Genomic DNA, 16,975 nt, shown 5'->3' with positions numbered 1-16,975 from the left:
CATATCCGTTTTAAAGAACGGACTACTGAGAGATGGTTCCACCCGCAACCCCGTGCTCAGACAGAAGATCCATCTCCAATACCGAGGGCCCTCATATGCTTGGAGAAATATCGATCGCCAGTCGGGCCTGCCGCATCGCACAAAAAGCCGTGAGGCCAGGCTTGACAGCGTTCGTTATATGGAACGAAGACAGGTGGCCCCGCACCGGTTTTCCCTGGCGCGTGGGCGACCGGCCTCTTCAGGACTCCACCATGCGTTTCTCGAACTCCCTCGGGCATACCGTCGTCGCCGCGGCTTTCGGCGCGTCGCTCGCGCTGGCTGCGACCGTGCCCGCCCGTGCCCAATCCGAGCTCTTGAACGTCTCCTACGACCCGACGCGCGAGCTCTACAAAGACATCAACGCCGCGTTCGCCGAGGACTGGAAGGCCAAGACCGGCGAGACGATCACGGTGCGCGCCGCCCATGGCGGCTCGGGCGCCCAGGCCCGCACGGTGATCGACGGAATTCCGGCCGACGTGGTGACGCTGGGCATCCCCTCCGACATCGACGCCATCGCCCGGATCTCCAAGAAGATCTCGCCGGACTGGCGCACGAAGCTTCCCAACGAGGGTCTGCCCTACACCTCGACCGTGGTGTTCCTCGTGCGCAAGGGCAATCCGAAGGGCGTCAAGGACTGGGGCGACCTCGTGAAGCCCGACGTCAAGGTGATCACCCCGAACCCCAAGACCTCCGCCGGCGGACGCTGGAACTTCCTGGCGGCCTGGGGCTACGCCTACGAGCAGAACAACAAGGACGTCGAGAAGGCCAATGCTTTCGTCGGCCAGCTCTACAAGCAGGTCCCCGTCCTCGACACCGGCGCCCGCGGCTCGACCGTGACCTTCGCCCAGCGCGGCCTCGGCGACGTGCTGCCGACCTGGGAGAACGAAGCCTATCTCGTCTTCGACGAGTTCGGTCGCGACAAGTTCGACATCGTGATCCCGCCGACCTCGATCTACGCGGAGCCGCCGGTCGCCCTCGTCGACGCCAACGTCGACAAGAAGGGCACCCGCAAGCAGGCCGAAGCCTACCTGCAGTTCCTCTATACGGATCAGGCGCAGGCGATCTTCGCCAAGCACCATTACCGGCCGCTGAAGCGCGAGGCCGCCAAGAAGGAAGATCTGGCGCTGCTGCCCGAGATCAAGCTCTTCAAGATCGAGGACCTTCAGGGAAGCTGGGACGACATCCAGAAGAAGAACTTCGACAACGGCGGGCTGTTCGACCAGCTCGGCAAGGCCGGACGCTAGATCGCGATGGCCACGCCCTCCCCACGGCCCAAGCGGCGCTTCCGCCAGCCGAGCGTGATCCCCGGTTTCGGGCTCACCCTCGGCTACACCCTGACCGTCCTATCGCTGGTCGTGCTTCTGCCGCTCGCCGCCCTGGTGGTACGGGCCTCGGGGCTCGGCATCTCCGGCATCTGGGACGTCGCCACCGATCCGCGCGTGGCGAGCGCACTGCGTGTCAGCTTCGGCGTCTCGCTCCTCGCGGCGCTGACGGCCTCCTTCTTCGGCAGCATCGTGGCCTGGGTGCTGACCCGCTACGACTTCCCCGGCCGCCGGATCATCGACGCCGTCGTCGATCTGCCCTTCGCCCTGCCGACGGCGGTGGCAGGCATCGCCCTGGCCTCGCTCTACGCGCCCAACGGTCTCGTCGGCGAGCAATTGGCCAAGGTCGGCATCGAGGCGGCCTACACCCCGGTCGGCATCTTCATCGCCATGGTGTTCATCGGCCTGCCCTTCGCCGTGCGCACGGTGCAGCCGCTGATCTCCGAGATCGACAAGGAGGTCGAGGAAGCCTCGGCCATCCTCGGCTCGACCCGGCTCGGCACGCTCACCAAGGTCGTGCTGCCGCCGCTGATCCCGGCCGTGCTGACCGGGTTCGCGCTCGCCTTCGCCCGCGGCGTCGGCGAATACGGCTCGATCATCTTCATCGCCGGCAATCTGCCCTACGTCTCCGAGATCGCGCCGCTCCTGATCGTGATCAAGCTGTCGGAGTTCGACTATGCCGGCGCCTGCGCCATCGCGACGATCATGCTCGCGATCTCGTTCACGGTGCTGCTCGCCATCAACCTGATCCAGGCCTGGAGCCGGCGGAGATTCGGCTATGTCTGAGGCGATTGCCCCCGCCGACTTTCCCGCCGCCGAGGCCAGCCTGCGGCCGCCCGCGAGCGTCGTCACCGAGACCGGCTGGGTGCGCTGGACCCTGATCGCCGTCGCGGTAGCCTTCCTGGCGCTGTTCCTGGTGCTGCCGCTCGTCACGGTCTTCGCACAGGCCTTCGCCAAGGGGATCGGGGCCTACCTCGCCGCTTTCTCCGAGCCCGACGCCCACGCGGCGATCAAGCTGACGCTGATCACGGCGGCGATCGCGGTGCCGTTCAACCTGGTCTTCGGCGTCACCGCGGCCTGGGCCATCGCCAAGTTCCAGTTCTGGGGCCGCGACCTGCTCGTGACCCTGATCGATCTCCCGTTCTCGGTCTCGCCGGTGGTGTCGGGGCTGATCTACGTGCTGGTCTTCGGCTCGCAGGGCCTGCTCGGCCCCTGGCTGATCGAGCACGACATCCAGATCATCTTCGCAGTGCCGGGGATCGTGCTGGCGACGATCTTCGTAACCTTTCCCTTCGTCGCCCGTCAGCTCATTCCGCTGATGCAGGAACAGGGCACGGTCGAAGAGGAAGCGGCGCTGACCCTCGGGGCCACGGGCTGGCACGCCTTCCGGACCGTGACCCTCCCGAACATCCGCTGGGGCCTGCTCTACGCGGTCTTGCTCTGTAACGCCCGCGCCATGGGCGAGTTCGGTGCCGTCTCCGTCGTTTCCGGCCACATCCGCGGCCTGACCAATACACTCCCGCTCCACGTGGAGATCCTCTACAATGAGTACAACTTCGTTGCCTCTTTCGCCGTCGCCTCCCTCCTTGCCGGCCTCGCTCTTGTCACCCTCGTCATCAAGTCCGTCCTCGAGTGGCGCTACGCCGACGACATCGCGGCGGGCGCACGGCGTCACTAATCCGATCGGCACCGCGACCGCGATCAGGGTCGAGAGCGTCACCAAGACCTTCGACACGGCCGCGGTCCTGCGCGACCTGACCCTCGACATCCGTGCGGGCGAGCTGCTGGCGCTGCTCGGCCCCTCGGGCTCGGGCAAGACGACGCTGCTGCGCATCATCGCCGGACTCGACCGGCCGGATTCCGGGCGCATCATTTTCGGCAAGGACGACGCGACGCGCCTGCCGGTGCAGGAGCGCGCGGTCGGCTTCGTGTTCCAGCACTACGCGCTGTTCAAACACCTGACCGTGGCCGACAATATCGCCTACGGCCTGAACGCCCGGAAACGGTCGGACCGTCCGGCCAAGGCCGAGATCAAGAAGCGCGTCGGCGACCTGCTCGACCTGATCAAACTGTCGACGTTCGGCGACCGCTATCCTTCGCAGCTCTCCGGCGGCCAGCGCCAGCGCATCGCGCTCGCCCGCGCCCTCGCCGTCGAGCCGCGGGTGCTGCTGCTCGACGAGCCCTTCGGCGCCCTCGACGCCCAGGTCCGCAAGGACCTGCGCCGCTGGCTGCGCGAGATCCACGACCGCACCGGCCAAACCACGATCTTCGTGACCCACGACCAGGATGAGGCGCTCGAACTCTCCGACCGCGTGGCCGTGCTCGGCAACGGCCGCCTGGAGCAGGTCGGCACACCCGACGAGGTCCAGGAGCACCCCGCTTCGCCGACGGTACTGAAGTTCCTCGGTGACACCATCGAGGTGGAAGCGATTGCGCAGGGCGGCCACGTGCTCGTCAACGGCCGCGAGACGCCGGTCTCCGCGCCGGACGGACTTGTCGGGCCGGTAAAGCTCTATGTGCGTCCGTGGCAGCTCCAGTTCGCCGACGCCCACGAGGCTCACCTTGAAGGTTTCGTACGCTCCTCCTACCGGGCGCAGGGGCGCCAGCGCATCGAGATCGACCGCCCGAACGGCAAGCTTCTGGTGGTCGAGGCCTCCGACAACGCCCGCCTCGCGGCCGGACGGCCGGTGGGCCTGAAGATCAACAACGGCTACGTGTTTTCGAATTGAGGCCGGCCGCCGGCTCCGGCCGGCGATCGTGACGGCCGTGCCGTGGATCCGGGGCGCTGAAGGCGCACCCGGATCCGAAACGGCGCAGCCGGGCAGAACGAGACGACCGTCGACACCATGCTCGGCACCGCGACCGGGGTCACCCGGCTTCCCGGCCGTGGCGATGGAGCGGCCTCCGGTCGATCGAAGGGCAATCGACGGACCACGCCCTCAAGACGTCGATGCCAGCTCCATCTTTGCGCGCACAGCGAAGCAATCCACGGCCAATGCGCCCATCGATGACGATGTGGCCCTGATTGTTTCGGCCGCGCCGCGCGATGACGGCAGAGGGTCCGAGCGATCCAGCTGGATCGGCCATCCGACAGATTTCAGCGACCCGTTTCGGCTGGCCGGAACCATCCGTCTCCACTGGGGTGAAGCGGCAGCGGACGCTGGTCCTGGCTCCCCGACTGCCAGCCCCTTGAAGTCTGGAAAAATCCAGCATTCCCAAATGGATCGGCGGACGGCGGCAGTACCGGCCCAGCAGCCGGCGCTTAACCGAAACTGAACGGGATGGTTCAGGGCCGGTTTCGAGCGATACCCGACAAGCCATCGGTGCTCGCGATAACGGCGGCGATTCGCCTGCGGGTTGCACGCGCGACGCCATGCGCATGCTCGGAGCACCGCGAGCGAAAAAACTAATCTATGAGTGGATTAAATCAGAATCGCTCCGGAACCAGACCAAACGATGGCGCTTAATGCGTCGCAGCAATGCGCATCCTCTGCACATGCCGGGACGACCTGCTGACGACCTCTTGAGGGGAGATCGCCAATGGCTGCCATTGTGCCCCAATCCACCGACGATCGGTCGGCGCGCCAGCCGTCGCGCGCCGCTTTGCGCGGCCTGGACCTTCTGAACTTCACCCTGGCCGACGTCCGCGACGGCCTGGGGCCGTACCTGGCGATCTACCTGATTGCCGTGCGCGGCCCGGACCAGGGATGGAACGAGGCCACCACCGGCCTGATCATGACCATCGCGGGCATCGCCGGCCTGATCGCCCAGACGCCGGCCGGCGCACTCATCGACCGGACGAACCGCAAGCGCGCCGTCGTCATCGCCGGCGCCGTGGCGGTGACCCTGAGTTGCCTCGCGCTGCCGTTCATCACCAACTTCTACCTCGTCGCCGCAACCCAGTCGGTGGCCGGCATCGCCGGGGCGATCTTCCCGCCGGCGCTTGCCGCCATCACGCTGGGCGTCGTCGGACCCAAGATGTTCGCCAAGCGGATCGGTCGCAACGAGGGGTTCAACCACGGCGGAAACGCGGTCTCGGCGGCCATCGCCGGCAGCACCGCCTATTTCTTCGGCCCGATCGTCGTGTTCTGGCTCATGGCGATCCTCGCCGCCTGCAGCATCGCCGCGATGCTGATGGTGCCGGCCGACGCCATCGACGACGACCTCGCCCGCGGCCTCGACAAGAGCGTAAGCGAGGCGGAAGCCGAGGGCGATGCGCAGCCCTCCGGGATCGCAGCCCTCCTGGCAAACAAGTATCTGGTGGTGTTCGCGGTTTTGGCGGCTCTGTTCCATCTCTCCAACGCGGCGATGCTGACCTCCGTCGGCCAGTTGCTGACGAAGCTCTCGGGCAAGGACAACGCCACCTCGCTGATCGCCATCTGCATCGTGGCCGCGCAGCTCGTGATGGTGCCGGTGGCGGTCTTCGTGGGCGCCAAGGCCGACACGATCGGCCGCAAGCCGATCTTCCTGGCGGCGTTCGGGGTCCTCGCTGTCCGCGGCGTTCTCTATACCCTGTCCGATAATCCGTTCTGGCTGGTGGGTGTCCAGCTCCTCGACGGCATCGGGGCCGGCATCTACGGCGCGCTGTTCCCCCTCGTCGTGGCCGACCTGACCCGGGGCACCGGCCGGTTCAACGTCTCGCAGGGCGCCGTGGCCACGGCCCAGAGCCTCGGTGCCGCGCTCAGCGCGACGCTGGCGGGCCTGATCATCGTCTCGGCCGGCTATTCCAGCGCCTTCCTGGCCCTGGCCGGCATCGCGGCCGCCGGGTTCGCCATCTACCTCGCGGTGATGCCCGAGACCTACGGCTACGAACCGCCACGGTCGGGTACGGCGACCACGCCGGCGGCCGTCGCCTTACCCGCCGCGTGAGCGCCATGAGCAGCCGCGACGACATCCTGGCCTTCGCCCATATCGGCGACCTCCACCTGACCGAGGCCGGGTCGGACAATGCGCGGGACTACCTCGCCATCGTCGACCAGATCGCGGCCCTCGACGGCCTCGACTTCGTCTACCTGCCCGGGGACAACGCCGATAACGGCCGCCCCGAGCAGTACGCCCTGGTGCGTGCCGGAATGGACCAGCTGAACCTGCCGGTCCACGTGATCACGGGCGATCACGACATGGAGGGGGGCAGCCTCGACGCCTTCTATGCCGGCCTCGGGGCGAGGGCGCTGCCCTACGCGGTTACGGTCTCGGGCACCCGCTGCCTGTTCCTCGACATGTGCGGCCCCGGTCGCGGCGGACCCGATTTCCGTCTCGGGACCGAGCAGATGGCTTGGCTCGGCCGGGAACTGGACGCGGCGGAAAGCGCCGGCCAGGACGCGGCCCTGTTCATGCACAGCTACCCGGCCGACCTGAAAGGCGAAGGCGAGGCCGAGGCTGTCGCGAGCCTCGTCCACCGCTCGCGGGTGCGCCTCGTCGAGATGGGGCACACGCATTACAACGAGCTCGCCAATGACGGCCGCACGGTCTACGCGGCGACCCGGTCGACCGGGCAGATCGAGGAAGGGCCGGTCGGCTATGCCGTCGCCGCCATCGATCGGGGCGTGGTCAGCTGGCGCTTCAAGGAATTGTCCGAACCCTGGCCGCTCGTGCTGATCACGAGCCCCTCCGACCGCCGCCTGGCCCATGACGGCGCGCATGTCGTCGACGGCACCACCGAGATACGAGCGCTCGTCCTCGGGACCGAACGCGTCGCCGCCTGCGAATGCCGCATCGACGACGGAGACTGGCGGCCGATGGCCCGCATGGACGGCGGCAACCGCTACAGTGCCGCGATCTCCTGGCCGACCGGCGGCCGAAGGCTGACGGTGCGCGCGACCGACGCCACCGGTAAGCGAGGCCTGGACACGATCGAGCCCGCCACCGACCGCGCCGACATCCCGGTCTCGCGCGGCATCGGAAGCGACGCGGACGCGCTCGGTGCATGGCCGGAACGCGGCCTGCTCGGCACGCAGCTCGGGCCGAACCGCAACGGCCGGCACTGGTAGCCCCTTCCGATTTCACCTCCTCGACCAGGACACCCAAAACGATGGGCGCGCTCACGCTGACCCCGAACCTCGCGACCTGGGGCATCGCTGCGCTGGCGACGCTCGGCGTGATCACGCGACCCTTCTCCTGGCCGGAGGCGATCTGGGCCGTGCTCGGGGCCGTGGCCCTGGTGCTGTTCGGGCTGCTGCCGGCTGGGACCGCCTGGACCGGCGTTCTCAAGGGCACCGACGTCTACCTCTTCCTCGTCGGCATGATGCTGATGTCCGAGGTCGCCCGGAAGGAAGGCCTGTTCGACTGGCTCGCGGGCATCGCTGTCCGGGCCGCCAAGGGGTCCGCCACACGCCTGTTCGCCCTGATCTACGGGGTCGGCACGGTGGTGACGGTGTTTCTCTCGAACGACGCTTGCGCGGTCGTGCTGACGCCCGCCGTCTATGCCGCGACCAAGGCCGCGAAGGTGAAGGACCCGCTGCCCTACCTGTTCATCTGCGCCTTCATCGCCAACGCGGCGAGCTTCGTCCTGCCGATCTCGAACCCGGCCAACCTCGTCGTCTTCGCCGACCACATGCCCCCGCTGACCCGCTGGCTCGCCATGTTCGCGCTGCCCTCGGTTCTGGCGATCGGGGCAACCTACGCCGTCCTGCGCCTGACCCAGGCCTCCGCCCTGAAGACGCAAGACGTCGCCACCGACGTCGAACGGGTCGAGCTCTCCCGCACCGGCCTCGTCGCCGGCCTCGGCATCATGGCCACCGGCGCCGTGCTGATCGGGGCCTCGGCCTACGGGCTCGATCTCGGCCTGCCGACCTTCGTCGCCGGTCTCGTGACGACGCTCGCCGTGCTGCTGCTGAAACGCGGCGGGCTGGTCGAGGTAATCAAGGACGTTTCCTGGAGCGTCCTGCCCCTGGTCGCCGGTCTGTTCGTCCTGGTCGAGGCCCTGGAGACGACCGGCGTGCTCGGCATGATCGCGGATGCCCTGAAGCGGCTGGCCCATTCGGCGCCGACCGAGACCGCATGGGGTGCCGGCGCCCTGGTGGCTGTGCTCAGCAACGCCGTGAACAACTTGCCAGCCGGCCTGATCGCGGGCGCCGCCGTCCACGCCGCCGAGGTTTCCGACAAGCTGGCCGGCGCCGTGCTGATCGGCGTCGACATCGGCCCGAACCTGTCCGTCACCGGCTCCCTCGCCACCATTCTCTGGCTCACGGCCATCCGCCGGGAGGGCCAGGACGTGAGCTTCTGGCGCTTCCTGAAGCTCGGTCTCCTCGTGATGCCGCCGGCCCTCCTACTGGCCTTGGCCGGCCTCCTCCTCGTCTGATCGCTCCAGCCACCCAAGGACGCCCGTGAACCCGGCCCTTCTCTATCCCTTCATCCTCGTGGCCGGCGCCCTGCAGGCGCTCGGCAATTCCATGAACGCGCAGTTGCGGGGCCGGATGGTGAACCCGTGGCTGGCCGCGTCCGTCTCCTTCGCGCCCATCGTCTTCGTGTTCGCGACGCTCTTCCTGATGATGCCGACGCCGCTGCCGAGCCTCGATACCCTCGGGAAGATGCCCTGGTACGCGCCCCTCGGCGGGGTCGCCGGCGCGGTGGCCGTGTTCGGCGGCCTCGCCTTCATCGACAAGGTCGGGGCCGGGCCGTTCAACGGCCTGACGCTCACCGCCAACATCCTGGCCTCCCTCGCCATGGATTCCCTCGGCCTCTTCGGCCTGCAGGGCAGTGGCTTCAAGCCGATGCCCTGGATCGGTGGCCTGCTGATGGCCGTCGGGGTCGTCTTCATCGCCCGCACGACAGCCGACAAGGGCGAGGAGAAGGACGAGGGGCACGGCCTCAATCCGAAGCTGCTCTATCCCTTCATCATCGTCGCCGGCATCCTTCAGGCCGTCGGCGTCGTCTGGAACGCGCAGCTGCGCGGCGCCCTGGTGAATCCTTGGCTCGCCGCAACCGCTTCGTTCCTGCCGGTGGTGTTCGTCTTCGTCTTGGTGTTCCTGCTGCGCCCGACGCCGCTGCCGACGCGGCAGGACCTCTCGGGCGTACGCTGGTGGATGCCGCTCGCCGGCATCACCGGCGCGGTGGCCGTGTTCGGCGGCCTGCTCTTCGTCGACACGGTCGGCGCCGGTGCCTTCAACGGCCTGCTCATCACCGCCAACCTCCTCACCTCGGTGGCGCTCGACCATTTCGGCTGGGTCGGCATGAAACAGGTCAAGGCCGGACCATCGCGTCTGGGCGGGGCCGCGCTCATGGTGGCGGGCATCGTCCTGATCTCGGTGTTCTGAACCTTCGGATCGGAGGCATCGCCGTCCAGCCGTGTGGCGGGATGCCGGCCTGGGGCGAATGACGGTCGGCCGGTCATTCGAGACAGGAACCAAAGCCGACGCAGGACCGCCGGAGACTCCTACGGAAGCCCGGCAAAAGCTTGAAGCCGAGTCGGCATGTCCGGCCTCCGCACGTTGCGAGGCTCAAACGCTTCCGGTTCGGTGCCGGCAGGCTCCGGATCGATCGCCCCGGCGGCGCATCGGACAAGGAAACGGTGGTGGGCCCGGCAGGACTCGAACCTGCAACCAGACCGTTATGAGCGGTCGGCTCTAACCATTGAGCTACAGGCCCAGGCGTTCTTTGATACGCTCGGCAGCGATACCCGAGCCGGGGCCCTTCGTCACCCCGGCTCCTCGCGAATGCCTCACGTTTCGGTGGCGACCTCGAACCGCAGACTTCGTTGTCGTTCGTCCTTTTCAGCCCGCTTCAAAAGCTGGGTTTCGCGATGGCATACAGAAACTTACCTGTCTCCAATTCTCGGCGGCAAATGCGGAGACCGTGTCCCTGAGCGCCTCCCGCCTCACTGCGGGGCGACCCTGACCGGGTCACAGGCGACGATTGCGTGCGCCGGACGATGGCGGCCGGTCGATCGCAATCGAGGAATTCGCACTCCTATCTCGCCGGGGTCGAGCCATCGGCGGGACGGCCCTTCGATCCCGGTGCGGCGGGTTTGGCTATCCATTCGGGATCGGAGCGGGGGCCGCCGGCAGCGTCGGTCGCGCCCTGGAGTTGCCCAGGCAGCAGATCGGTCACGCGCGTCCAGGTCTGCGTGCCGCACAACACCGCCAGCAGGCAGCCCTTCACGGAGAGCTCGGACGGCGCCTCGCTCCAGACCGTGACCTCGTAGGATTTGCCGTTGTCGCCGTTATAGATGCTGCCCACGTAGCGGCCCTCCGCATTGCGTTTCAGGCCGAGGATCATCTGGTGGCCGAGGAGGGGGCGCGACTGCTTGGCCGGATCGGGATTGTAGCGGTCCCGCTTGGGCTTGCCGGTCTCGTCGAGGGGCTTGCTGCCCCAGACCACGTAGCCGCACAGATGGATCTTGCCCGGTCCGCACGGCTCGGTTCGGACGCGGGCACGCCCGTCCTCGGTCAGCCAGGTGCCGACCGGATCGGCCGCCGCTGCCGGAGCGACAGGCAAGGCGGCGAGGCCGGCGATGGCCGCCAAGCAGGATCGGATCAGGTTTGGTGGCATTCGGTCTCCTTCTCGGGACGGTTCCGGAACGGGCGAGCCCTAACGGCTCGCCTGCGCCGCCACATGGGGATCGTGTGTCGCGACGGCCTCGTCACGTGCACCGACGAAGCGGCCGAAGATGCGCCCGAGCAGGGAGCCGAGGCTGTCCATCAGTAGGAACACGGCGGGCACGAAGACCAGCGAGAGCAGGGTCGAGACGATGAGGCCCGAGATCACCGCCACCGCCATCGGCGCGCGGAATTCGCCGCCGATACCGAGCGCGAGGGCCGAGGGCACCATGCCGGCTGCCATGGCGATGGTGGTCATCACGATGGGCCGCGCACGCTTGCGACCGGCATCGACGATGGCGGTGACGCGATCGACGCCGCGGCCCATCTCTTCCACCGCGAAGTCGACGAGCATGATCGCGTTCTTCGTCACAAGCCCCATCAGCATCAGGATGCCGATCACCACGGGCATCGAGATCGGCATGTTGAGGATGAGGAGGCCGAGGATCGCACCGCCGATGGAGAGCGGCAGCGAGAACAGGATGGTCAGCGGCTGCAGGAAGTTGCCGAAGAGCAGCACGAGCACGGCGTAGACCATCATGATCCCGGCGCCCATCGCCATGAGGAAGCCCGAAAACACCTCACCCATGATCTCGGCGTCGCCGGTCTGGCGGATGGTCACCCCCGGAGGCAGGTTTTTCGCAGTCGGTGTCTGCAGCGCCTGCTGGATCAGCGAGCCCAGCGCGTCCGAGCCCTCCATGTTGGCCTCCACCGCGACGCGGATCACGCGGTCGTAGCGGTCGATGGCGCCCGGGCCCTGGTCGAGCTCGATGTCGGCGACGGCGGCGAGTGGCACGGCGGTGCCGTTCTTGGCCGGCACCTTGAGGTTCTCCAGGCGCGAGACGGCGCCGCGGGCGCTCTCGGGGAGCTGCACCCGGATCGGGATCTGGCGGTCCTTGGCGTTGAACTTGGCGAGGTTCAGGCCGATGTCGCCGATGGTGCCGACGCGCACCGTCTCGGCGATGGCGTCGGTTGAAACGCCGAGGTCGGCGGCCGAGCCTTCCTTCGGGCGGATGCGGACCTCGGTGCGGTTGAGCGGGGCCGTCGACATCACCGCGACGAGGTGCGGGATCGCGGCCATGTCGCGCTGGAGCCGGGCCGCGACCTCCGCGACCACCTCGGCATCGGGACCGCCGACGACGAGGGCGAGGTCGCGCTGGCCGCTATCGCGAAGCGTCCAGGAACGGATATCCGGCTCCTCGGCGATGAGGGCGGCGATCTCGGTTTCAATGGTCCACTGCTTCTTCGTGCGCCGGTTCTTCGGCGTCAGGTTCACGGTCAGCGTGGCGAGCCGGGTCTCCTTCTTGCCGCCGACCTGACGGCCGCCGTCGACGAAGACCGAAACAACTTCCGGCAGGGAGCGGATGCGCGCCGCCACCCGGTCGGACACGGCGATGGTGTCGGCAAGCCTGGCGCCCGGCGCCAGCTCGACCATCACCAAGGTGCGGGCATTGTCCTGCTTCGGCACGAAGCCCGAGGGCAGCAGGCCGGTCGAGGCGAGGGAGCCGGCAAACAACCCGAGGCCGACGAGCAGCGTGATGACGCGGTGGCGCACCGACCAGCCGACGAGGCGACCATAGGCGCGCATTACCGGCCCGTCGCGCTCGTCCGTGTGGGCGTGGTCGCGCAGGAAGTAGGCGGCGAGCATCGGCGTGATCAGGCGCGCCACGAGCAGCGACATGAACACCGAGACCGCGATGGTCAGGCCGAACTGGATGAAATAGCGTCCGGCGATCCCCGGCATGAACGACACCGGCGCGAACACCGCGATCAACGTCGCGGTGATGGCGATGACCGCAAGCCCGATCTCGTCGGCGCCGTCGATGGCGGCGCGGTAGGCGGATTTGCCCATCCGCATGTGGCGGACGATGTTCTCGATCTCGACGATGGCGTCGTCGACGAGGATGCCGGTGACGAGCGTGATGGCAAGCAGGCTGATGCCGTTCAGCGTGAAGCCGAGCATGTCCATCGCCCAGAAGGTCGGGAAGACCGAGAGCGGCAGGGCGATCGCCGCGATCAGCGTGGCGCGCCAGTCCCGCAGGAACAGGAACACCACCAGCACGGCGAGCGCGGCGCCCTCGATCAGGGTGTGCATCGCCGAATCGTAGCTGCCGATGGTCGAGGAGACCGAGGAATCGATCTTTTCGAAGAGGATATCGGGGTAGCTCTGCCGGAACTCGGCGATCTTCTTTTCGACGCCCGCGGCGACGTCGGCATCGCTGGCGCCCGAGCCGCGCGAGACCGTGAAGGCCACCACCGGCTCGCCGTCGAAGCGGGCGAAGGTGCGGGGCTCCTCGATGGCGTCCTGCACCGTGGCGAGGTCGTCGAGGCGCACCTTGCGGCCACCGGGCAGGACGATGGAGGTCGCCTTGAGGTCGCGGATGGTGCGCGAAGCCGCGAGCGTGCGGATCGACTGCTCGCGCCCGCCGACCTCGCCGCGCCCGCCGGCCATGTCGGCGGAGGTGAGGCGCAGCTGCCGGTTCACGTCGGCCGCGGTGATGCCGAGCGCCAGCAGGCGGTCGGGCTGGAGCACGATGCGCATCTCGCGGGCGACGCCGCCGACGCGCTCGACGCCGCCGACGCCCTTCACGCCCTGGAGCGTGCGCGCGACCTTGTCCTCGACGAACCAGGACAGCTCGGCCGGGTTCATCGCCGGCGCCTTCACGCCGTAGACGAGGATCGGCAAGCCGGCGATCTCGACACGGCTGATCACCGGCTCGTCGATGGTGCGCGGCAGGTTGATGCGGATCTTCGAGACGGCGTCCTTCACGTCGTTCACCGCGCGGTCGGTGTTCACCTCCAGCCTGAACTCGACGGTGGTGACCGACGAGCCCTCGGTGATCGCCGAGGTGATGTGCTTGACGCCCCGCACGCCCGCGATCGAGTCCTCGACCCATTTCGTGACCTGGGTCTGCAGCTCGGAGGGGGCTGCGCCGGACTGCGTGATCGCCACCGAGACGATCGGCACGTCGACGTTCGGCATCTTCGTCACCGCCAGCCCGCGGAAGCTGACGAGGCCGAGCACGATCAGCACGAGGAACAGGACCAGTGGCCCGATCGGATTGCGGATCGCCCAGGCAGAAATGTTCAGGCGCATCGAGGCGACCCGCTTCTTTGAGGGTTCAAGGTAAGGCGTCGGCTCAAGGAGCGCCGGCTTCGGCACTCGCCTGGGGCGACGGCGCCTCGGCGACAGCCGGCGCCGCAGCCGCCACGGGGATCGGCCGGACCCGGTCGCCGTCCCGCAAAAAGCTGCCGGCCCGTGCGACGACGCGCTCGCCCTCGGTGAGGCCGGTGCGGATCTCGATGTCGTCGTCATCGGACAGGCCGATGCGGACCTCGCGGGCCTCGACCCGGCCGCCGGCCGCCACCAGCACGCTGCTGCCCTTCGTCCCGCCATAGAGCACGGAGGCCTGCGGCACGGTCACGCCGCGGGTGCGGGCGAGTTCGACGGCGCCGCGGGCGAAGGTGCCGATACGCAAGCGCGGGTCGGCATCGAGCCGGATGCGGACCTTGCCGAGCCGGCTCGCCTTGTCGACCTCCGGATAGACCGCGCGGACGCTGCCCCGCACGCGCTCGCCGCTGCCGAGCTCGATCCAGGCCGGCCGGCCTTCGTGCAGGAGCGGCAGCTTGGTCTCGATGACCTCGCCCTCCAGCTCGATCTCGCCGCGGGCGATGAGCCGAAACAGCGGCTCGGCCGCGGACGAGGCGGTGATGCCGACGCGCGCCGTGCGGCGGTTGACGATGCCGGCCTCCGGCGCGCGGATCTCGGTGCGGGCGAGCCGCAATTCGAGCTCGTCCTGCACGGCCTTGGCCTGAGCGAGTTCGGCCTTGGCGATCAGAAGGCCGTTGCGCGCGAAGGCGAGCTTGCCCTCGGCCTGTCGGAGCGCCGCCGTGCGGCTCTCCATCACCACCGCGGTGGCGTTGCCGGTCTGCAGGAGCTGGCGGGCGCGGTCGTAGCTGAGACGGGCCTCGGTCTCGGTGGCCTCGGCCTGCTCGATGCTGCTCTGGGCCTGCGGCACGGCGGCGGAGGCCTTGTCGACGAGGGCACTCTGCTGGACCAGTTGCCGGTCGATCAGGTCGTGCGAGAGCCGGGCGAGGACCTGTCCGCGCTGGACGCGCATGCCCTCCTCGACCAGAACCTCGGTGACGCGGTAGCCATCGATCTCCGGCGTCACCAGAATCTCGTCGCGGGGCACCAGCGTGCCGGTGACGACGACGCTTTCGACGATCTCGCGGCGGGCCGCCTCGACCACGCTGACCGCCGGTATCAGGCTCGCCTTGGCGGGTGCCCGGCTCCCCTCGGCCTGCGCGGACGAGGCGGCCAAGGCGATGCCAAGCGACAGCAGGGCCGAGCCTGCCAGCTTGCGGGGGAGCTTCATCGCGGCGGTGTCCCTGATGCATCGGACGCGGTCGGCAGACGTCCGCCGAGGCCGGCCTCGAGCAGCTGCAGCAGCTGCGCGACGGCGGGGGCCGGGTCGAACTCGGGCGTCAGGGCCCGGTCGACGATGACGCCCTTCAACAGACGGCTCACCAGGATGTGGAGCGCGGGCGGGTCGCAATCGGGCGACGTGGCGAGCGCCTCGAACATATCGAGGAACCAGGCACGGGCTTCCGCCTCGGAACTCTCGGTCATCGCTGCGATGGCTGGATTGCGGGTCGCCTCGGACCAGATGTCGAGGCGCAGCACCGCAGCCTCACGTGTGAGGGCGGAGACGTATTGCGTAAGGACGCCGAGGAACGCCGCGCGGCGGTCACCGCTCTTCTGCAGTTCACCGAGCATGGCGGCGCCGCGCTCGCGGTCCCGCTCCGCCAGACCTAGAACGATGGCCTCCTTCGAGGAGAAGTACCGGTAGAAATTCCCGGCGCTCATCGCGGCGGCCTTGGCCAGATCCAGCATCGTGGTCCGGTGGAAGCCGTTGCGGATGAAGCAGGTCTCGGCGGCATCGAGGATGTGCTCACGCCGCGCCGCCTGTCCGCGCCCGGCATCGATGACGTTTCCGACGGCCGCGCTCATCGAGCGGCGTCCGCGGCGTCCATGAAGGGCGCGATGCGGCTCTGATCCTTCGTGAACCGTATGGTGCTGCATGACGCCCGCCCCAGGTCGAATTCCGCACAGGAGCGTGCCTGCCAACCGTCGGGGCCGTTCCCGGTCCAGGCGACGAGCGCCAGCCAGCCGAAGGCCACGGCCCCCGCGAGCATCAGGTTCGACGGCGTGGCGATGGCCCGAATGGTCCCCAGGATCCGTACCGGCCCGGACTGCCCGGCAAAGGCCCGATCGTCGTCCTGGCCCGACCAGCGGCCTGAAAGCGAAACGCTCATCGCAAACTCCTGCGTACCCCCTCTCCATAATGAACGTTCATTCTCATGTCAATGAACGTTCGTTCTCATTGATCTGCCGGTCTCGCTCGGTGCTGGTCGTCCCAGGTGACCATCTCGGCTCGAACCCGAGACGATGACGCAGGGGTCCACCGACGTCCATGGGTCAGAAGCCCGTCCGCCCTCGCCAGCAGTCCGGAAAGGGGAGTTCACGCCTCCGGACTCAGCTGCAGCAAGCACAATCCAGCCGGGAGCCGCCCCTGTCATTCCGGGGCGGCGCAGCGGATATCGGACCCGGAGGGCCAAGCCGAAAGCTAACAATCCAGAACCGCCGCATGTGCTCATCCAAATTCGTCGGCGGCTCTTGATCCAGAACAATCCCGCAATGGCGAGCCAGCATCCTTTCGACAAACACCTCAACAAACAGCGTCACCGCGTCGAGTGCGCTTTTCCACGCTCAAGCAATTCCGCCGCGTCGCAAGCCGATACGAGGAAACCGCCCGAAACTATGCCGCAATCGTCGCACGCGCCGCTATCGTCGTCTGGCTAAGATAACTGTCCACACGGCCCTAGCCCTGTGCCCCATCGATCGACCAGCCGCGGCTATCGGCCGTGATGGGGATCCTGCATGCGAAAGTGCGGTGCGTGGCTCGCGGACAAAACGTATGGCGGCGCTCGACAATATGGCCAATATGCTCAGCTTTCAGTCGACTTTCGTCGTCGACCGAGCACGAACGCAGCCGCGCCGTGCGATCACGTTGC

At 68.1% G+C, this 16,975-nt stretch carries 13 protein-coding genes, 1 tRNA gene and 1 pseudogene; 9 read left to right on the top strand and 6 right to left on the bottom strand.

The window, feature by feature from the left end; genetic code table 11:
- Positions 1 to 251: 251 nt before the first annotated feature.
- The 8 genes from MHA02_RS13745 (at position 252) to MHA02_RS13710 (ending at position 9,616) form a co-directional block, all read left to right on the top strand.
- The gene (locus tag MHA02_RS13745) at positions 252 to 1,283 is read left to right on the top strand and encodes a sulfate ABC transporter substrate-binding protein (protein ID WP_238180457.1); all 1,032 of its coding nucleotides are present in this window, start codon (positions 252 to 254) and stop codon (positions 1,281 to 1,283) included.
- A 6-nt stretch (positions 1,284 to 1,289) separates the two neighbouring features.
- Positions 1,290 to 2,147, top strand: a complete 858-nt coding sequence (gene cysT, locus MHA02_RS13740) for a sulfate ABC transporter permease subunit CysT (RefSeq protein ID WP_147079548.1) — start codon at positions 1,290 to 1,292, stop codon at positions 2,145 to 2,147.
- Complete coding sequence (gene cysW, locus MHA02_RS13735) at positions 2,140 to 3,039, top strand: sulfate ABC transporter permease subunit CysW (RefSeq protein ID WP_147079546.1); 900 nt, start codon at positions 2,140 to 2,142, stop codon at positions 3,037 to 3,039. The genes cysT and cysW overlap by 8 nt, the downstream gene beginning before the upstream one ends.
- 4 nt (positions 3,040 to 3,043) lie before the next feature.
- Entirely contained in the window at positions 3,044 to 4,090 is a 1,047-nt protein-coding gene (locus MHA02_RS13730; protein WP_147079625.1) for a sulfate/molybdate ABC transporter ATP-binding protein, read from the top strand.
- 811 nt (positions 4,091 to 4,901) lie between these two features.
- The gene (locus tag MHA02_RS13725; protein ID WP_147079544.1) at positions 4,902 to 6,230 is read left to right on the top strand and encodes an MFS transporter; all 1,329 of its coding nucleotides are present in this window, start codon (positions 4,902 to 4,904) and stop codon (positions 6,228 to 6,230) included.
- Positions 6,231 to 6,235: 5 nt separating this feature from the next.
- Positions 6,236 to 7,351 (top strand): metallophosphoesterase family protein, encoded by a 1,116-nt coding sequence (locus MHA02_RS13720; protein ID WP_147079542.1) that lies wholly within the window; start codon positions 6,236 to 6,238, stop codon positions 7,349 to 7,351.
- A 41-nt stretch (positions 7,352 to 7,392) separates the two neighbouring features.
- On the top strand, positions 7,393 to 8,661 hold the full coding sequence (locus tag MHA02_RS13715) for an arsenic transporter (protein ID WP_147079540.1): 1,269 nt from the start codon (positions 7,393 to 7,395) through the stop codon (positions 8,659 to 8,661).
- A gap of 25 nt (positions 8,662 to 8,686) precedes the next feature.
- On the top strand, positions 8,687 to 9,616 hold the full coding sequence (locus MHA02_RS13710; protein WP_147079538.1) for a DMT family transporter: 930 nt from the start codon (positions 8,687 to 8,689) through the stop codon (positions 9,614 to 9,616).
- 255 nt (positions 9,617 to 9,871) lie between these two features.
- Here MHA02_RS13710 and MHA02_RS13705 read toward each other — a convergent pair.
- From MHA02_RS13705 to MHA02_RS13680, 6 genes are all read right to left on the bottom strand, one after another.
- Positions 9,872 to 9,947: transfer RNA gene (locus MHA02_RS13705), tRNA-Ile, on the bottom strand.
- A 321-nt stretch (positions 9,948 to 10,268) separates the two neighbouring features.
- On the bottom strand, positions 10,269 to 10,850 hold the full coding sequence (locus MHA02_RS13700) for a DUF2147 domain-containing protein (RefSeq protein WP_147079536.1): 582 nt from the start codon (positions 10,848 to 10,850) through the stop codon (positions 10,269 to 10,271).
- A 39-nt stretch (positions 10,851 to 10,889) separates the two neighbouring features.
- Positions 10,890 to 13,994: an efflux RND transporter permease subunit gene (locus MHA02_RS13695; protein WP_147079534.1), complete on the bottom strand. Its 3,105-nt coding sequence runs from the start codon at positions 13,992 to 13,994 to the stop codon at positions 10,890 to 10,892.
- Positions 13,995 to 14,037: 43 nt separating this feature from the next.
- On the bottom strand, positions 14,038 to 15,276 hold the full coding sequence (locus MHA02_RS13690) for an efflux RND transporter periplasmic adaptor subunit (RefSeq protein ID WP_147079532.1): 1,239 nt from the start codon (positions 15,274 to 15,276) through the stop codon (positions 14,038 to 14,040).
- Complete coding sequence (locus tag MHA02_RS13685; protein WP_147079530.1) at positions 15,273 to 15,911, bottom strand: TetR/AcrR family transcriptional regulator; 639 nt, start codon at positions 15,909 to 15,911, stop codon at positions 15,273 to 15,275. The genes MHA02_RS13690 and MHA02_RS13685 overlap by 4 nt, the downstream gene beginning before the upstream one ends.
- Positions 15,908 to 16,216: a hypothetical protein gene (locus MHA02_RS13680; protein WP_147079528.1), complete on the bottom strand. Its 309-nt coding sequence runs from the start codon at positions 16,214 to 16,216 to the stop codon at positions 15,908 to 15,910. The genes MHA02_RS13685 and MHA02_RS13680 overlap by 4 nt, the downstream gene beginning before the upstream one ends.
- Positions 16,217 to 16,577: 361 nt before the next feature.
- Between MHA02_RS13680 and MHA02_RS22710 the strand changes: the two are divergent.
- A pseudogene (locus tag MHA02_RS22710) lies at positions 16,578 to 16,768 on the top strand (transposase); the annotation flags it as partial.
- Positions 16,769 to 16,975: the final 207 nt, after the last annotated feature.

This window comes from Methylobacterium haplocladii (assembly GCF_007992175.1).
Classification (GTDB): Bacteria; Pseudomonadota; Alphaproteobacteria; order Rhizobiales; family Beijerinckiaceae; genus Methylobacterium; species Methylobacterium haplocladii.
The sequence above is the reverse complement of the archived record's forward strand: the minus strand, read 5'-3'. Positions and strand labels throughout refer to the sequence as shown.